Source organism: Pseudomonas gebzensis (assembly GCF_034427815.1).
In the GTDB taxonomy this organism is placed as follows: domain Bacteria; phylum Pseudomonadota; class Gammaproteobacteria; order Pseudomonadales; family Pseudomonadaceae; genus Aquipseudomonas.
Genome location: NZ_JAXQNS010000002.1, coordinates 559,178 through 575,689, shown reverse-complemented (window position 1 = coordinate 575,689; position 16,512 = coordinate 559,178). Strand labels below are relative to the sequence as shown.

Here is a 16,512-nt window from a genome sequence, read left to right as displayed (position 1 = left end):
CCCATGAGCGACCTCAGCACCCTTGAACTGATTCGAGACCGGCGCGGTTTCGCCACCCTGTGGCTCAACCGCGCTGACAAGCACAACGCCTTCAATGGGCAGATGATCGGTGAGCTGGTCAGCGTTCTGACGCAGCTGGCAGACGCTGGCGACCTGCGGTTTCTCCTGCTGCGCGGCCGTGGTCGACATTTCAGCGCCGGCGCCGATCTGCTGTGGATGCAGCAGTCGGTGCAGCTGGACCTGGCGCACAACCTGAGCGATGCCCAGGCGCTGGGCGAGCTGATGTACCGCCTGCACGCGCTGCCGATGCCGACCCTGGCCGTGGTACAGGGCGCAGCCTTCGGCGGCGCGGTTGGGCTGATCAGTTGCTGCGATTTCGCCATCGGCGCCGAGGACGCGCAGGTATGCCTGTCGGAGGTGCGTATCGGCCTGGCGCCAGCGGTGATCAGCCCGTTCGTGGTGGCGGCCATTGGCGCACGCGCCGCGCGGCGCTATGCGCTGAGCGCCGAACGCTTCAACGGCCTGCGCGCGCGGGAGCTGGGCCTGCTGGCCGAGGTGTACCCCGCCGACACGCTTGAGGCAGCGGTCGAGAGCTGGGTCAGCAACCTGCTGCTCAACAGCCCACAGGCCATGCGTGCCAGCAAGGCGCTGCTGCAACAGGTCGACGGCGCAGCGCCATCGCCCACCGTGCGTGCTGCGTGCGAGCAGTGCATCGCGCAGATCCGTGTCAGCGCCGAAGGCCAGGAAGGCCTGCATGCGTTTCTGCACAAACGCCCGCCCACCTGGCAGGCCGTCCCCACCGAGCCGGAGCCCCGCTCATGAGCCAGACCCCGCTGACCACGCTGCTGGTCGCCAACCGTGGCGAGATCGCCTGCCGCATCATGCGCACGGCCAAGGCCATGGGCCTGACCACCGTCGCTGTGCACAGCGCCATCGACCGCACGGCCCGGCATGTGCGCGAGGCCGACATCCGGCTTGATCTGGGCGGCGCTAAAGCGGCCGACAGCTACCTGGACATCGACAAGCTGCTGGCCGCCGCCCGCGCCAGCGGTGCCCAGGCGATCCACCCCGGCTATGGCTTTCTCTCGGAAAATGCCGGCTTCGCCCAGGCCATCGCCGAGGCTGGGCTGATCTTCCTCGGCCCTCCGGCCAGTGCCATCGAGGCGATGGGCAGCAAATCGGCGGCCAAGGCGCTGATGGAGCAGGCCGGCGTTCCGCTGGTACCGGGCTACCACGGCGCTGCGCAAAGCCTTGAAACCTTTCGCGAGGCGGCCGCGCGCATCGGCTACCCGGTGCTGCTCAAGGCCAGCGCCGGTGGCGGTGGCAAGGGCATGAAGGTGGTCGAAGACGAGGGCCAACTGGCGCAGGCGCTGGCCTCAGCGCAGCGCGAGGCGCGCTCCTCGTTCGGCGATGCGCGAATGCTGGTGGAAAAGTACGTGCTGCAACCGCGCCACATAGAAATCCAGGTCTTCGCTGACCAGCACGGGCAGTGTCTGTACCTCAATGAACGGGACTGCTCGATCCAGCGCCGGCACCAGAAGGTCGTCGAAGAAGCGCCGGCGCCAGGGCTCTCGGCGGCGCTGCGCCAGGCCATGGGTGAGGCGGCGGTGCGCGCGGCGCAGGCCATCGGCTATGTCGGTGCCGGTACGGTGGAGTTTCTGCTCGATGCCCGCGGCGACTTTTTCTTCATGGAGATGAACACGCGCCTGCAGGTCGAGCATCCGGTCACTGAAGCCATTACCGGGCTGGACCTGGTGGCTTGGCAGATTCGCGTGGCCTGCGGCGAGCCGCTGCCGCTGCGCCAGGCCGACGTGCCGCTGCGCGGGCATGCCATCGAAGTGCGCCTGTACGCCGAGGACCCGGCGCACGATTTCTTGCCTTCCACTGGCACCCTGGCGCTGTACCGCGAGCCACTGCTGGGCCCAGGGCAGCGCATCGACAGCGGGGTCAGCGAGGGGGATGAGGTGTCGCCCTACTACGACCCCATGCTGGGCAAGCTGATTGCCTGGGGCGAGGACCGTGAGCAGGCACGCCAGCGCTTGCTGGCGCTGCTGGCCGGCATGGCGGTTGGCGGGGTGAAGAGCAACCTGGGTTTCGTGCAACGCATTCTGGCGCACCCGGCATTTGCCTCGGCAGCGCTGGACACCGGGTTCATCCCGCGTCACCAGGCCGACCTGCTGCCCGCCGCCGAGGCGCTGCCGGAGGCGTTCTGGCAGTCGGCAGCGCAGGCGTGGCTGGCGCACGCTGGCGCTGCACCGCGCGCCGACGACGCCGATTCGCCCTGGGCGGCTGTCAGCGGTCTGCGCCTGGGTCTGCCCACGCGCCGTGTGGTGGCGCTGCAGTGCGAAGGCGTCGAGCGGGTGGTTGAACTGCCCGCAGCCGCTGCCGCAGCGTCGCCCTACCCGGCCGCGCAGCTGTGCGAGCCTCAGGCGATCCGCCGCGGCGATGCGCTGTACCTGCACTGGCAACACGACTGGTACCCCCTGCGCGCGGTAGACCCTGCCCGCCATGCCCAAGGCGACACCGCGCAGGCTGGAGGACTGAGCGCGCCGATGAACGGCAGCATCGTGCGGGTGCAAGTGGCGCCGGGTGAGCAGGTTGAAGCCGGCGCGGCGCTGGTCATCCTCGAGGCGATGAAGATGGAGCACAGCATTCGCGCGCCGCACGCAGGGACGGTCAGTGCGCTGCTGTGCAAGGAGGGCGATATGGTCAGCGAGGGCACCCTGCTGGTGGCGCTGGAGGCCGGCGACGGCGCATAGCACAGCGGTGCTCAGCCGTTTCGACCCGCGTTTGAAGGCCGCTGGCCGCGCCAGCCACTGCCACGGGAGGCTCGATCAGGTGGCCGAGCCGCCTGATGCCGATCAGTGACGCTGAGTTGATACCCGTTGAGACTGCCCGGCAGCCCATCGCGCCTGAACGGAGCGCCGGACCGACGGCTGCCGGAAAATAGCGCAGGTCTGTTGGCGCGGCCGGTCGGCCGCGATGGGCCGCACAGCGGCCCCGAGCACTTGACCGACTGGCATGAGCCGAGCCACCTGTCTTTTGATGCGCTTCCAAGTCGTGCGGCCGTGCGATCAGTGCACGCCGTGCGACCGCACCACCACGCCGAGGATCTCCAGGTCATGGCCGCACAAGAGTTTGGGATACGTGGGGTTGAGCGGTCGGAGAAACCGTTGCCCGCCGTCTTCGATCAGCTGCCGGAACATGGCCGCCGTCCCCTGCTGCCGTGCAATGACCAGCTTGCCGGGTGCAGCAGGCACACCCGGATCGACCAGAATCAGCATGTTTTCCGGCACACTGGGGCCGGTGGTCGCACTCATCAAATCACCTTCGACGCGCAACCAGAAGGCCAGGCCCTGGGCGCAGTAGTCGGTCTGTTCGGTGACGATGCTGGTGGAAGGACGCGGGCCGTCGAGTTCGGCCCAAGCCAGTACCGGGTACTGGAAACACAGGATGTACTGCGACGCGATGCCGTCCTGCGCATCAGCGTCTGCAGGGCCGTACTGGGCGGAACGCTCGGCGATGGTGTTCACAGGCGCAATCTGCAGCGACACCTGCAGGTGCGGCATACCCAGGGCCACCAACACCTTGTTCATCATGTCGACCTTGGGCGTGCGCGTGCCGCGTAGCCAATGCCCAACCCCGCCCTGAGTGACCCCGATGCGTTCAGCCAGCTGTTCTTGCGACAGGCCCAGCTCGCGCAGTTTCTGCTTTACCAATGCGATCCATTTATCCATCGCCCGCACGATACTGACTGGCCCGTTGCGCTCAATACACAAATTGTATTATTTGTAACAAATCCATCTAATACCTTATGTACTATAGTGGGGAGGCATTCCCCCCACCGTTAATCACTATTTGGTAACAGGATGAAACCTACGACATATTCTGATAAGGATTTAGACAGCGAAGCCGCACGCCGGGCCTTGGACTACTACCTCAATCCCACGGCGGCCAGCACTGCCGTCGACCGCACCCCCTGGACCGTCCGCGACGATGTGACCCCCGACATGATCGACGCCCATGTCATGAATCTGCTGCGCAGCGCTGCCGCGACGGCATGCGAAAGTGCCAGTCATCAGCAAGGCAATGTGCGGGAAGTGATGTACGCCCTGATGCACATGATCAACATGGCCAGGTCGCTGCTCGAGCAACGCCATTCACAGGAAGGTTGAACGCTGAACACAGAGGAAGGCTAGGCGAACACGCCGCCCAACGCCGGCTATGCGCCGACGAACGTGAAACCAGGAAGTGCTCAGGCGTTTTTATTTCGCCGCATCGCTAAAAATCATTTGACTGCCAAATGATAACGATTATTATTGCACTCAGCGGGTCGAGAGACCTGCTGGATAATCCGAAGGCCCTTAGGTCGGGCACTCTGATTATCTCCTCATCAGGCTAATCACGGTTTTTGACCCAGCTTTTGCTGGGTCTTTTTTTTGGTGCTCTTCAGGCTAATGAAGATGGGTTACCGCTGGAATGGCCCGATCATAGCAAAGCCCTGTGGGCTCGGGAACGTCTACGGCGGGGTTTTGCCGAATCAGCACTTGAGAATCAATCTCGTTTAGATTAAGCTCGCGTCGCGTCACGGAAGATGCCCCACCCCCTGCCGAGCAAGGAGCTGTCCATGAGCCGTCTGACATTGCCGCTGGCACAACGCCCGCAGGCCGCCGCCGAATCCGCTCACAACGTGCTGCTGCAACGTTTGAAGCGCCTTCCCCGCCGCACCCTGCAAGTGTTCCTGCTCAATCGCCTGGACCAGCTCGACTTCAACCACATCGCCGTGCGCCTGGGCCTGACAGCGAGTGGTGTCGAGAAACTGATGAATCAGGCCCTGCTGAACAGCCTGCCGCCGGGCAGCCGGTGCAGGGGTGACGCCTGCCACTGGTACATCAGACTGCAAAGCCCCGCCGCGACCGCCTGCGAACGCATCGACTTCCGCCGCTGGCTCGACGCCTCGCCCCTGCACCTGCAAGCCTTCCATGACACCGAACTGCATTGGCGCAGCCTGCTCGCCCCCGCACGCATGCTGGGCGAGCGCAGCAGCTACCGACACGGCCGCGCAGCGCTTTCGCTCGGCGGCTGTTCATTGGCGGTGGGGCTGGCCGCTGCAACGCTGCTGGCTTTCGGCCTGTGGGCCTGAGGGGTACAGTACCGGCACAATAACGCCAGAGGAGCTTGGCAATGGCCGTGACGCTACCCCCACTGCACATCGACTGCGACTTCGATTCCGGCAACATCCAGGTGGTGGATGCCAGCCACCCGCACCAGGTACGCCTGGGCATTCGCCCGGATACCCACAGCGGCCACTTCCAGTGGTTCCACTTCAGTGCCTGCGGGCTCACGCCAGGGCAGCGCCATCGCTTCAGCCTGGAAAACGCCAGCCAGTCGTCCTACCCCGCTGCCTGGGCCGGCTATCAGGCGGTGGGTTCCTATGACCAGCAGACCTGGTTCCGCGTCCCCAGCCACTTCGACGGCACAGCCTTGCACATTGACCTCGATGCCGAGCAGGCGCAGGTCTGGCTCGCCTATTTCGAACCTTACCCACGCGCCCGTCATAACCAGCTGATCGAACGCGCCCTGCACATCCCCGGTGTGAACCTCCTGGCCAGCGGGCGCAGCGTGCAGGGCCGGGAGATTCCGCTGCTGCGCGCGGGCGATGGCGCACCGGGCAAACGCAAGCTGTGGCTGATCGCTCAGCAACACCCGGGCGAGCACATGGCCGAGTGGTTCATGGAGGGCGTGATCGACTGCCTGGCGCACAACGACACCAAGGTCCAGCAGTTGCTTGCAGCCGCCGACCTCTACCTGATCTGCAACATGAATCCGGACGGCGCCTACCATGGCCACCTGCGTACCAACTACGCCGGCCAGGACCTCAACCGTGCCTGGCAGGACCCCAGCCTGGAGCGCAGCCCTGAAGTGTTCTTCGCCCAGGCCCAGATGAAGCAGTACGGCGTCGACGCCTTCGTCGACGTGCACGGTGACGAGGAAATTCCTCACGTGTTCACCGCCGCCTGCGAAGGCAACCCGGAGTACACGCCGCGCCTGGCCGCGCTGGAAGCCCACTTTCGCGACACCTTGTGCGCCCTCACTGCAGACTTCCAGCAAGTACACGGCTACGCCCGCAGCGCCCCTGGCCAGGCCAACCTCACCCTGGCCGCCAATGCCGTTGGGCACGCCCATGACTGCCTGTCACTGACCTTGGAGATGCCCTTCAAGGACCATGACGACGCCCCCAACCTGCGCACTGGCTGGTCCGGAGCACGCTCCAAGGCGCTGGCAGCCGCGGTGCTCGACACCCTGCGCAGCCTGACGCACGAGCTGCGCTGAGGCGAGCGGATCGCGCGGTATCGCGCCCATCGATGCCGCGCGCTGTCAGCCCCCGCCACAGCCTCGCCACCCACCCCCGCCACCTCGACACGCCCCCAGGCCAACGCGCCTGAACCGGACGCTCGGCGAACTGGCGGGGGTGCCCGTGTACAACCCACTACCCCGCCACGACCCACGCGCTAGAAGCCCTCATCGACCCGGCCACACGCAACTCTCAAAAAAACTTGTACAAAACCCTACTCAACGTAGAACCTAGGGCGATGTCTGGCCTCAAATGGCCACATTTCAACGATCAATTCGGACTTTTCTGATAACGTGGGTGCACTATTCCCCCCTTTTTTCTGACCTGCAGCGGCCTGACCACGTGGCCACGCACGGAGAGTGTTCATTGACAACTGCCCAGAGTGCATTCGACCAAGCGGTCGAACGCTGCGCCCAGGAGCCGATACAAGTTCCGGGCAGCATCCAGCCGCAGGGATTCATGCTGGTGCTGGACGAACAGACCTTGCGCGTTGTGCAGGTCAGCGAGAATGCCCAGCGCTGGCTTGGCAGCGACGCACAGCAGTTGCTTGACCAGCCCTTGGCCGAATTGCTCGAGAGCGGGTTCGAGGTCGAGGCGCACCTGCAACAGCTACCCGATGACGACATTTTCCCGTTTCACATCGCCGATGTTCGCCTGCACGCCGAGGCTCCCTACAGCCAGCCCCTGCGCCTGCTGATGCATCGCCACGACCAGGTCCTGATCGCCGAGTTCGAGCCTTGCGGCGCTGCGACCCGCGCTGACTACCACCCGTTGGTGCGCAGTTTCGTCGGCAGCCTGCACCAGGCGGCGAACCTCGAAGAACTGCTTGATCAATCGGTGCAGCAGATCAAGCGCCTGACCGGTTTTGGCCGGGTCAAGGCCTACCGTTTCGACGCCGAGGGCAACGGCCTGGTCATCGCCGAAGCCGTTGACGCGGGCTACCCCAGCTACCTGGGCTTGTGCTTTCCCGCCTCCGACATTCCGCGTCAGGCGCGCGAGCTGTACCGGATCAACCGCATTCGTTTGATCCAGGACGCCACCTATGAGCCGTCGCCGCTGCTGCCCACGCTCAATCCGCTGACCGGCAAGCCGCTGGACATGAGCTTTGCGGCCCTGCGCAGCGTTTCGCCGGTGCACCTGCAGTACATGCGCAACATGGGCACCCTGGCCTCGATGTCGTTATCGATCGTCGTCGATAACAAGCTCTGGGGCTTGGTGTCGTGTCACCACGCCGAGCCGCGTCCGGTCGATTTCCAGACCCGCACCGCCTGCGAACTGCTGGCCAGCGTGCTGTCGCTGCAGATCGAGTCACGCGAGTCGCACACCAATACCCGCCAGTTGCTCGACCTGCGTCGGCACATCGTGCGCATGCTGTCGTCCATGGCCGACCGCGACAGTGTCAGCGAAGGCTTGCTGGCACTGCCTGAGGTGATGCTCGATTTCGCCAGTGCCAGCGGTGTTGCCATCATCAGTGCCGAACGCTGCGACCTGATCGGCAGCACGCCGCCCGAATCGCACGTGCTCGCGCTGGTGCACTGGTTGAGCCAGCGTGACGATGAAGGCGTGTTCCACACTGATAACGTGCGCCGCGATATTCCACTGCTACCGGAGCTGGCCGAACATGTCGGCGGCGTGCTGGCGGTGGCCATTTCGCAGATCCACTCGCACTACCTGCTGTGGTTCCGCGCCGAGCAAGTGCGCACGGTCGACTGGGCCGGGCGGCCTGAGAAACTGATCGACGACACCACCGGCAGCCTCAGCCCGCGCCACAGTTTCGAGCTCTGGCACGAAGAAATCCGCGGTTTCTGTACGCCCTGGCACCCACTGATCATCGAAGGCGTGCTGGAGCTGCGCATTGCCGTGCTCGGGATCGTGCTGCGCAAGGCCGAAGAGCTGGCGCAACTGGCCGGCGAGCTCAAGCGTTCCAACAAAGAGCTTGAGGCGTTTTCCTACAGCGTGTCCCACGACCTGCGCGCGCCGCTGCGGCATATCGCCGGCTACAGCGAGCTGCTGGGAGAGTTCGAAGGGCAGAGCCTCTCCGAGCGTGGCCAGCGCTTCCTGCAGCACATCGAAGAAGCCGCCAATTTCGCCGGCACGCTGGTGGACAACCTGCTGAATTTCTCGCAGATGGGCCGCTCGGCGCTGCGCATGTCCGATGTCGACCTCAACGCGCTGGTCGACACCATCCGCACCGAGTCCGCGCCCGACTACGCCGGCCGCGACATCGTCTGGGACATCGCTCCGCTGCCCAAGGTGATCGCTGACCCGGCGTTCATCAACATGGTGTTGCAGAACCTGATCTCCAACGCCATCAAATACACGCGTGGCCGTACGCCTGCGCGCATCGAAATCGGCGCCTACGAGCACGACGATGAAGTCGAGATCTTCGTCCGTGACAATGGCGTCGGCTTCGACATGGCGTATGCCAACAAGCTGTTTGGCGTGTTCCAGCGCCTGCACCGCATGGAAGACTTTGAAGGCACCGGCATTGGCCTGGCCAGCGTGCGCCGAATCGTCGAGCGCCACGAAGGCCGTGTCTGGGCCGACGGCGAAATTGACCAGGGCGCGACGTTCCATTTCGCCCTCCCCCTACACCCCCTGCAAGCTTGAGGGAACCGTACCGATCATGCTCAAACCCATTCTGTTGGTCGAAGACAACCCCAAAGACTTGGAGTTGACCCTCGTTGCGCTGGAGCGTAGCCAGCTGGCCAATGAAGTCATCGTGCTCCGCGATGGCGCCGACGCCCTTGACTACCTACTGCGCCGCAACGCCTACAGCGACCGTGACGACGGTAACCCCGCCGTCCTGCTGCTGGACCTGAAACTGCCGAAGGTCGACGGCCTGGAAGTGCTCGAAGCGGTGCGTGCAACGCCTGAGCTACGCAGCATTCCGACCGTGATGCTGACCTCCTCGCGCGAAGAGCCGGACCTGCAGCGTGCCTATGCGCTGGGCGTCAACGCCTACGTCGTCAAACCTGTGGAATTCAAAGAGTTCGTCACTGCCATCTCCGACCTTGGGGTGTTCTGGGCCGTGCTCAACGAGCCGCCACCCGGCTCGCTGCGCCTGTCCCGCCGCAGCACGTCTTGAGGCCCACTGGATGCAGGATAAGTCGCTGAAACTACTGCTGGTCGAAGACAGTTCGATGGACGCCGAACTGACCCTGATGCGCCTGGAGCGCAGTGGCCTGCACATGCAGGCCACGCTGGTATTCGACCATGCCGGCGTGGAGAACGCCCTGCTCGAAGAAGGTTTCGACCTGATCCTGTGCGACTGCGTGCTGCCCAGCTCATCGGGTACGCAGGTGTTGGCCATCGCCCAGCGCCTGGCCCCCGCTACCCCGTTCATCTTCTTGTCCGGCATCTACGGCGAAGAACATGCGGTGGAGATGATCCGCCTGGGCGCCACCGACTATGTGCTGAAGAAAAACCTGTCGCTGCTGCCCAAGGCAGTGCGCCGGGCCTTGACCGAGGTGCAAGAGCGCCAGCGCCGGCATACCGCCGAAGAAGCACTGGCCGACGTCGAAGCACGGGCACGCATCGCCATCGATGCGGCGGGCATGGGCACCTGGGACCTGCGCCCGGTAGAAGGCATCCTGCGCTGGGATGAACGCGCCAAAGCGCTGTTCGGCCTGCCCGTGGACACCGATGTGACCTTGCAGATGTTCTACGACGGCATCTACCCCGAAGACCTCGAACAGGTCCGCGCCGCCGTCAACGAGGCCATGCAGCCGGGCAGCGGTGGCCAGTACCGCGCCGAATTTCGTATCGCCCGCCCCGATCATCAAGAACCCCACTGGTTGCTCAGTAGTGGCCAGGCACGCTTCGTCGAGGGCGAGTGCGTGCGTTTTTCCGGGGTGATGCAGGATATCCATCAGCAGCGCCAAGCCACACAGGGCCTGAAACAGATCAACGAAATGCTCGGCGAGCGCGTCGAGCGCCGCACCCGCGAGCGCGACCGCGCCTGGGAGCTGTCCCAGGACTTGCTGGCGGTGTTGAACAACGACCTGACCCCGGTGGCGCTCAACCCGGCCTGGGAAGCCACGCTGGGCATCAGTCGCGAACGTCTGAGCCAGACGTCCCTGCTGCAACTGATTCCCGAACCCGAACAACAGGCGTTCCTCAGCGAGCTGGCAGCGCTGGCGCAAGGCCGCACCAATGCGCGCTTCGTGGGGCGGGTGCAGCATGTCAGCGGCCACCAACGCTGGCTGTCGTGGGTGGTGGTGCGTGAAGACAACCTGCTCTATGTGGTGGCCCGCGACATCACCAGCGAGCGCGAGTCGGCGCTGGGCCTGGCCGACGCCAACGCTCGCCTGCGCGAGCAGATCGCCGAGCGCGAGCGTATCGAGGCGGCCTTGCAGCAGATGCAACGCCTCGAAGCCGTCGGCCAGCTCACCGCCGGGGTGGCCCACGACTTCAATAATCTGCTCACGGTAATCATCACAGGCTCCAGCTTCCTGGAGCGCGACCTGAACAAGCAGGACCTCAGCAAAGCCCGCTCACGCTTGCAGCACATCCGCGAGGCCGGCGAGCGGGGCGCCAAGCTCACTGCGCAGTTGCTGGCCTTCTCCCGCCGCCAGCGCCTGGACCCGGTGGCGCTGAACCTCAACCGCACGCTCGATGGCGTAGAAGATCTGCTGCAACGCTCCTTGGGGGGCAATATTTCGGTCCGCCTCGATCTCGACCCTGACCTGTGGCAGGCAATGACCGACCCGACCCAGACCGAGATGATCATTCTCAACCTGGCCATCAACGCCCGCGATGCCATGCCCCATGGTGGGCAACTGGTGCTGACCACACGCAATACCTTGCTCAGCGAACCGGCCCGGCGCCCGGAAGATCCCGAGCCTGGCGAGTATGTGATGCTGGCCATCCGCGACACCGGCTCAGGCATGAGCGATGAGGTGGTGGCCAAGGTATTCGAGCCCTTTTTCACCACCAAGGACATCGGCAAGGGCTCCGGCCTGGGCCTGGCCCAGGTGTTTGGCTTCGCCAAGCAATCGGGCGGCGGTGTGCGGATCGACACCGCGCTGGGCAAGGGCACGCAGGTCAGCGTGTACCTGCCTGCGGTGCGCGAACTGCCGGCAATCGAGCCCAGCGTGGCGCCGCCGCCGCTCAGCGCGCTGGAGGACAGCGGCCTGGGCCGCAGCGTGCTGCTGGTGGACGACGACCACCTGGTGCGCGACTTGCTGGGCGATGTGCTGCGCCAGTACGGCTACCGTGTGCGCCAGGCACACAGCGGCGAACAGGCGTTGGCCCTGCTGGATGATCAGATCGATGTGCTGGTCACCGATTTCGCCATGCCGGAATTCAACGGTGGGCAACTGGCCTGCGCGGTACGGGAACGTTTCCCGGACCTGCCGGTGATTTTCCTGACCGGTTACGCCGAGCTGCAGGGCCTTGACCTGCCGATCAGCCTGGTGATGCAAAAGCCGGTACAGCCGCAGGTACTGGCGCAGGCCTTGAAGGATCTGCTGAGCCTGCCGAGCGCCTGAGGCGTCGATTGCGCTCAGCCCGGGTCGGGAGCAACGTTGTCCCGACCGGGCGCCAGGCTTACCGCGCGTCCAGGCCTACCTTGAGCAACACGCCGTCCTTGGCGTCCGTGAGCACGTACAGGTAGCCGTCCGGCCCGACCCGGACGTCACGGATGCGTGCTTTCAACTCGCTCAGCATGCGCTCCTCATGCACGACCTTGTCCCCCTTGAGCTGAAGACGGATCAGCTCTTCGGTCGCCAACGCGCCGATGAACAGGTTGTGGTCCCAGGCGGTGAAGGTCGGGTTGTCGTAGAAGGCCATGCCACTGATACCTGGCGACTTCTCCCACACGTGGTGGGGGTCCTGCATGCCCTCGACGTGCTTGCCTTGAGCCTCGGGGATCGGTTGGCCGGAGTAATTGATGCCATGGGTGGCGATCGGCCAACCGTAGTTCTTGCCGGCTTGCGGAATATTGATCTCGTCGCCACCGCGCGGGCCGTGTTCGTGGGTCCAGATCTTGCCGGTCCACGGGTTCAGTGCGGCGCCTTGCTGGTTGCGGTGGCCGAATGACCAGATTTGCGGCTTGACGTTGTCCTGGCCCACGAACGGGTTGTCCTTGGGCACTTCACCGTCAGGCAGGATGCGCACCAGCTTGCCCTGCAGCTTGTCCAGATCCTGAGCGGTGGCGCGCTGGTTGTTCTCCCCCAGGGCGATGAACAAGAAGCCGTCACGGTCGAATACCAGGCGCGAGCCGAAGTGATTGCCCTCAGACAGCTTGGGCGTCTGACGGAAAATCACCGTGAAGTGCTCCAGGCGCGTGCGGTCTTGGGACAACTGTCCACGCCCGACAGCGGTGCCGGCCTTGCCATCGTCACCGACCTCGGCGAAGGAGAGATACACCGTGCGGTCCTTGGGGAAACTCGGCGACAGCACCACATCGAGCAAGCCGCCCTGCCCTTCGTACCAGACCTTGGGCACGCCTGAAATCGCCGGCCCCACCTTGCCGTCGGCGCTGATGATGCGCAGGTTGCCCGGCCGCTCGGTCACCAGCATGTCGGTGCCGCCCGGCAGGAACGCCAAGGCCCAAGGCTGGCGCAGCCCTTGAGCTACAGTATTGACGATCAGTTCGCCGTCTTCGCTGGGCAGGCGCTGTTCGCTGGCAGCATGGGCCAGCAGAGGAAACAGGGCGGCGGCGGTAAGGGTGGTCAACACACGTGGCAGCATGCTCGGTTCCTTCGAGTGAGAGGTTCACAGTGGGGGGCTAGCGGGATGTTCACAGCGGGGGATTCAAGGCGCGCGCGGCGTGTCACGCGGCGGGCGGGTGGGCTCCAGGTTGGGCGTGCGTTGCTCGCGGCGCAGGTTGTCGCCGTTGCCGACCCCACGGTTGTCGAGGGTCGGCGGGGCGAAGCGCGGCTGAGTCGACGGGCCGCGCGGCGCTGGCACGGCCGGCGCGCTGCCCTGACGGCTGTTGGGATTAGCGCGTTGGATCGGGCTTGTATAGGGGTTGGCGGTGGGTGAATGAATGCGTTCGTTGGCAGCCACCTGCAGGTGGCCAGCGAAGGTGGCGGCAGGCAAGCTGACCATGAAACTGAACAACAGCGCTGGCAGTGCTTTAAGACGCATACTCCACCTCGTGTGCGAAAAATCGTGCTCAGAAGGTTGGAGGACGGAAACGTCGACAGGTTCGGTGGAAAAGCCTTCGAGATCGAGTGGCGATGATTCGTGATGTTTCAAACGTCCGGCGTCCTCGGCGGATGCTCAGCACGTGTGCAGGGGCGCCTTGTGCAGTTTCGCCTTGAAGATCCGCTGCTCGGATCCGGCGATGGCTGGCCACGGGCCTTGCAGGCGAGCCCGTGGGCTAGCGCGATGCCGAGACGCTGCGCAGTACGTGCATGGGTGGCTGGTCAGGCCGCGCCGGTGGCGCTGCAGTACAGCGCACGGCCCTGCATTGTTGCCAATGCAGGGCCGTGCGCAGGTCGGGTTGTCAGAGGGCCGTCTGCAGAACAGGCTCAGGTCCGCTCGGCACCTTCAAACCACGCCAGCTTGTCGCGCAGTTGCACCACCTCCCCGACGATCACCAGGGTGGGGGCATGCACTTCATGGCGCGCCACCATGTCGGGAAGATCGGCCAGAGTGCCGGTGAATACCCGCTGATTGCGCGTGGTGCCTTGTTGCACCAGCGCAGCCGGCGTCGTGGCAGCGCGGCCATGGGCGATCAGCTCGGCGCAGATGGTCGGCAAGCCGACCAGGCCCATGTAGAACACCAGGGTCTGGTTGGGCGCCACCAAGTCATTCCACGGCAGGTTGCTGCTGCCATCTTTCAAGTGCCCGGTGACGAAGCGCACCGATTGTGCGTGGTCACGGTGGGTCAAGGGAATGCCAGCATACGAAGAACAACCGCTGGCGGCGGTAATGCCCGGCACCACCTGGAAGGGAATGCCATGCTCAGCCAGCTCTTCGATCTCCTCTCCGCCGCGCCCGAAAATGAACGGATCGCCGCCTTTCAAGCGCAGCACCCGCTTGCCCTGGCTGGCCAGCTCGACCAGCAGACGGTTGATCTGGTCCTGCGGCACGGCATGCTCGGCACGGCGTTTGCCCACATAGATACGTTCGGCATCGCGCCGGCACATATCGATGATTTCGGGTGTCACCAGACGGTCATACAGCACCACATCGGCCTGCTGCATCAAACGCAGGGCACGGAAGGTCAGCAGGTCCGGGTCACCGGGACCGGCCCCGACCAGGTACACCTCGCCGCCTTTCTGCGCCGGTGCGCCTTCGACCTTCTCGCGCAGCAGACGCTCGGCTTCTGCACCCTGGCCCGCCAGTTGGCGCTCGGCGATCGGGCCCTGGAACACGTCTTCCCAGAAACCACGACGCTGATTGACGTCCGGGTAGAGCGTTTTGACCCGATGGCGGAAACGCGCAGCGAGCCCGGCCAGCTCGCCGTAGGCAGCTGGAATCCAGGTTTCCAGCTTGGCCCGGATCAGCCGCGCCAGCACCGGCGCGTCGCCACCGCTGGACACGGCCACCACCAGCGGTGAACGGTCGACGATGGCAGGGAAAATCACAGTGCACAGCGCTGGGGCGTCGACCACATTGACCGGCAGGCTGAGCGCCTGGGCATCGCTGGACACCTGCGCATTGAGGGGCGCATCGTCCGTGGCCGCGATCACCAGGCGGCAGCCGTCCAGGTCGCTGACCTGATAGCCGCGCAGCCGAACTTCACCGCCGCCCGCCGCGACCATCTCGCGCAGTTGGGGATCGACCTCAGGCGCGACGACACGCAGCTCGGCACCGGCATCGGCGAGCAGACGAGCTTTGCGCAAGGCAATCTCGCCACCCCCGACCACCAATACCCGACCGCCCTGCAGCTTGTGGAACAGCGGCAGGTAATCCATTTAGCGGATGACCTCAACGCCGCCCATGTAGGGCTTGAGCACCTCAGGCACACGAATCGAGCCGTCGGCTTGCTGGTAGTTCTCCAGCACCGCGACCAACGTACGGCCCACGGCCAGGCCCGACCCGTTGAGGGTATGCACCAGCTCAGGCTTGCCGGTTTCCGGGTTGCGCCAGCGCGCGCCCATGCGGCGAGCCTGGAAGTCACCGCAGTTGGAGCAGGAGCTGATCTCGCGGTACTTGCCCTGGCTGGGCACCCAGACTTCCAGGTCGAACGTCTTCACGGCGCTGAAACCCATGTCGCCGGTGCACAGGGCCAGTACGCGATACGGTAATTCCAGGGCTTGCAGCACACGCTCGGCGTTGCCGGTCAGGCTCTCCAGCGCGTCCATGGAGGTCGCCGGCGCAACGACCTGCACCATCTCGACCTTATCGAACTGGTGTTGGCGAATCATCCCGCGGGTATCGCGGCCCGACGCGCCAGCTTCACTGCGGAAGCACGGCGTGTGCGCCACCAGTTTCAGCGGCAGTTGCTTGGCATCGAGGATCTCCCCGGCCACCAGATTGGTCAGCGACACTTCGGCGGTAGGGATCAGGTAGAAGTCGGGCTCACCTTCACGGGTGATCTTGAACAGGTCTTCTTCGAACTTGGGCAGTTGACCGGTGCCTTGCAGCGCCGGCGCCTGGACCAGGTACGGGGTGTAGGCCTCTTCGTAGCCATGCTCGCTGGTATGCAGGTTGATCATGAACTGCGCCAGCGCGCGGTGCAGGCGGGCAATAGGACCGCGCAACACCGCAAAACGCGCGCCGGACAATTTGGCCGCCGTCTCGAAATCCAGGCCGCCGCTGACTTCGCCCAAGGCAACATGATCCTTGACCTCGAAATCGAAGTCGGCAGGCGTGCCCCAGCGGCGCACTTCGACGTTCTCGTCTTCGTCAGCGCCGACCGGAACGCTGGCGTCCGGCAGGTTGGGGAGTGTCAGCAGGATGCCGTCGAGCTCGGCCTGGATGGCGTCGAGTTCGGTCTTGCCGTCGGCCAGTTCGCCCGCCATGCGCTCGACGTCAGCCATCAACGGGGCGATGTCTTCACCCTTGGCCTTGGCGTGGCCGATCGACTTCGAGCGGGCGTTGCGCTCGGCCTGCAGCTGTTCGGTACGGGTCTGCACCGACTTGCGGCGCTCTTCCAGCGATTCGATGCGCGCGACATCCAGGCTGAAGCCACGGGTGGACAGGCGGTCCGCCACGTCCTGGAGTTGGCCGCGTAACAGTTTGGCATCGAGCATAGC

General features: G+C 64.9%; 13 protein-coding genes. 8 read left to right on the top strand and 5 right to left on the bottom strand.

Annotated features, from left to right (window positions below):
* Positions 1–3 precede the first annotated feature (3 nt).
* Both SJI00_RS06630 and SJI00_RS06625 read left to right on the top strand, forming a co-directional pair.
* Positions 4–822, top strand: a complete 819-nt coding sequence (locus SJI00_RS06630) for a gamma-carboxygeranoyl-CoA hydratase (RefSeq protein WP_322460931.1) — start codon at positions 4–6, stop codon at positions 820–822.
* Entirely contained in the window at positions 819–2,759 is a 1,941-nt protein-coding gene (locus tag SJI00_RS06625; RefSeq protein WP_322460930.1) for an acetyl/propionyl/methylcrotonyl-CoA carboxylase subunit alpha, read from the top strand. The genes SJI00_RS06630 and SJI00_RS06625 overlap by 4 nt, the downstream gene beginning before the upstream one ends.
* A 315-nt stretch (positions 2,760–3,074) precedes the next feature.
* On the opposite strand, the gene SJI00_RS06620 is transcribed toward SJI00_RS06625, so the two are convergent.
* Positions 3,075–3,737 carry a helix-turn-helix domain-containing protein gene (locus tag SJI00_RS06620; RefSeq protein ID WP_322460929.1) on the bottom strand — a complete coding sequence of 221 codons (663 nt, stop codon included), beginning with the start codon at positions 3,735–3,737 and terminating at the stop codon, positions 3,075–3,077.
* Between the two features lie 132 nt (positions 3,738–3,869).
* Between SJI00_RS06620 and SJI00_RS06615 the strand changes: the two genes are divergently transcribed.
* From SJI00_RS06615 to SJI00_RS06590, 6 genes are all read left to right on the top strand, one after another.
* Positions 3,870–4,175: a DUF6124 family protein gene (locus SJI00_RS06615; RefSeq protein ID WP_322460928.1), complete on the top strand. Its 306-nt coding sequence runs from the start codon at positions 3,870–3,872 to the stop codon at positions 4,173–4,175.
* Between the two features lie 452 nt (positions 4,176–4,627).
* Positions 4,628–5,143, top strand: coding sequence for a DUF4880 domain-containing protein (locus SJI00_RS06610; RefSeq protein WP_322460927.1), 516 nt, complete (start codon positions 4,628–4,630; stop codon positions 5,141–5,143).
* A 41-nt stretch (positions 5,144–5,184) separates the two neighbouring features.
* On the top strand, positions 5,185–6,333 hold the full coding sequence (locus SJI00_RS06605; protein WP_322460926.1) for a M14 family metallopeptidase: 1,149 nt from the start codon (positions 5,185–5,187) through the stop codon (positions 6,331–6,333).
* A gap of 388 nt (positions 6,334–6,721) precedes the next feature.
* Entirely contained in the window at positions 6,722–8,965 is a 2,244-nt protein-coding gene (locus tag SJI00_RS06600; RefSeq protein WP_322460925.1) for an ATP-binding protein, read from the top strand.
* 16 nt (positions 8,966–8,981) lie between these two features.
* Complete coding sequence (locus SJI00_RS06595; protein ID WP_322460924.1) at positions 8,982–9,443, top strand: response regulator; 462 nt, start codon at positions 8,982–8,984, stop codon at positions 9,441–9,443.
* Positions 9,444–9,453: 10 nt separating this feature from the next.
* Positions 9,454–11,847, top strand: a complete 2,394-nt coding sequence (locus SJI00_RS06590) for a response regulator (RefSeq protein WP_322460923.1) — start codon at positions 9,454–9,456, stop codon at positions 11,845–11,847.
* Positions 11,848–11,905: 58 nt separating this feature from the next.
* Here SJI00_RS06590 and SJI00_RS06585 read toward each other — a convergent pair whose 3' ends face one another.
* From SJI00_RS06585 to serS, 4 genes are all read right to left on the bottom strand, one after another.
* On the bottom strand, positions 11,906–13,051 hold the full coding sequence (locus tag SJI00_RS06585; RefSeq protein ID WP_322460922.1) for a PQQ-dependent sugar dehydrogenase: 1,146 nt from the start codon (positions 13,049–13,051) through the stop codon (positions 11,906–11,908).
* A 63-nt stretch (positions 13,052–13,114) separates the two neighbouring features.
* Positions 13,115–13,450 (bottom strand): hypothetical protein, encoded by a 336-nt coding sequence (locus SJI00_RS06580; protein ID WP_322460921.1) that lies wholly within the window; start codon positions 13,448–13,450, stop codon positions 13,115–13,117.
* 386 nt (positions 13,451–13,836) lie between these two features.
* On the bottom strand, positions 13,837–15,228 hold the full coding sequence (cysG, locus tag SJI00_RS06575) for a siroheme synthase CysG (RefSeq protein WP_322460920.1): 1,392 nt from the start codon (positions 15,226–15,228) through the stop codon (positions 13,837–13,839).
* Positions 15,229–16,509, bottom strand: coding sequence for a serine--tRNA ligase (gene serS / locus SJI00_RS06570; RefSeq protein ID WP_322460919.1), 1,281 nt, complete (start codon positions 16,507–16,509; stop codon positions 15,229–15,231).
* Between the last annotated feature and the right edge of the window lie 3 nt (positions 16,510–16,512).

Bases quoted from the DNA above. Each gene is read 5' to 3' on its own strand.
- SJI00_RS06585 (WP_322460922.1), bottom strand. From the start codon at position 13,051: ATGCTGCCACGTGTGTTGACCACCCTTACCGCCGCCGCCCTGTTTCCT.
- SJI00_RS06610 (WP_322460927.1), top strand. From the start codon at position 4,628: ATGAGCCGTCTGACATTGCCGCTGGCACAACGCCCGCAGGCCGCCGCC.
- SJI00_RS06630 (WP_322460931.1), top strand. From the start codon at position 4: ATGAGCGACCTCAGCACCCTTGAACTGATTCGAGACCGGCGCGGTTTC.
- cysG (WP_322460920.1), bottom strand. From the start codon at position 15,228: ATGGATTACCTGCCGCTGTTCCACAAGCTGCAGGGCGGTCGGGTATTG.
- SJI00_RS06625 (WP_322460930.1), top strand. From the start codon at position 819: ATGAGCCAGACCCCGCTGACCACGCTGCTGGTCGCCAACCGTGGCGAG.
- SJI00_RS06595 (WP_322460924.1), top strand. From the start codon at position 8,982: ATGCTCAAACCCATTCTGTTGGTCGAAGACAACCCCAAAGACTTGGAG.
- SJI00_RS06615 (WP_322460928.1), top strand. From the start codon at position 3,870: ATGAAACCTACGACATATTCTGATAAGGATTTAGACAGCGAAGCCGCA.
- SJI00_RS06580 (WP_322460921.1), bottom strand. From the start codon at position 13,450: ATGCGTCTTAAAGCACTGCCAGCGCTGTTGTTCAGTTTCATGGTCAGC.
- serS (WP_322460919.1), bottom strand. From the start codon at position 16,509: ATGCTCGATGCCAAACTGTTACGCGGCCAACTCCAGGACGTGGCGGAC.
- SJI00_RS06590 (WP_322460923.1), top strand. From the start codon at position 9,454: ATGCAGGATAAGTCGCTGAAACTACTGCTGGTCGAAGACAGTTCGATG.
- SJI00_RS06620 (WP_322460929.1), bottom strand. From the start codon at position 3,737: ATGGATAAATGGATCGCATTGGTAAAGCAGAAACTGCGCGAGCTGGGC.
- SJI00_RS06605 (WP_322460926.1), top strand. From the start codon at position 5,185: ATGGCCGTGACGCTACCCCCACTGCACATCGACTGCGACTTCGATTCC.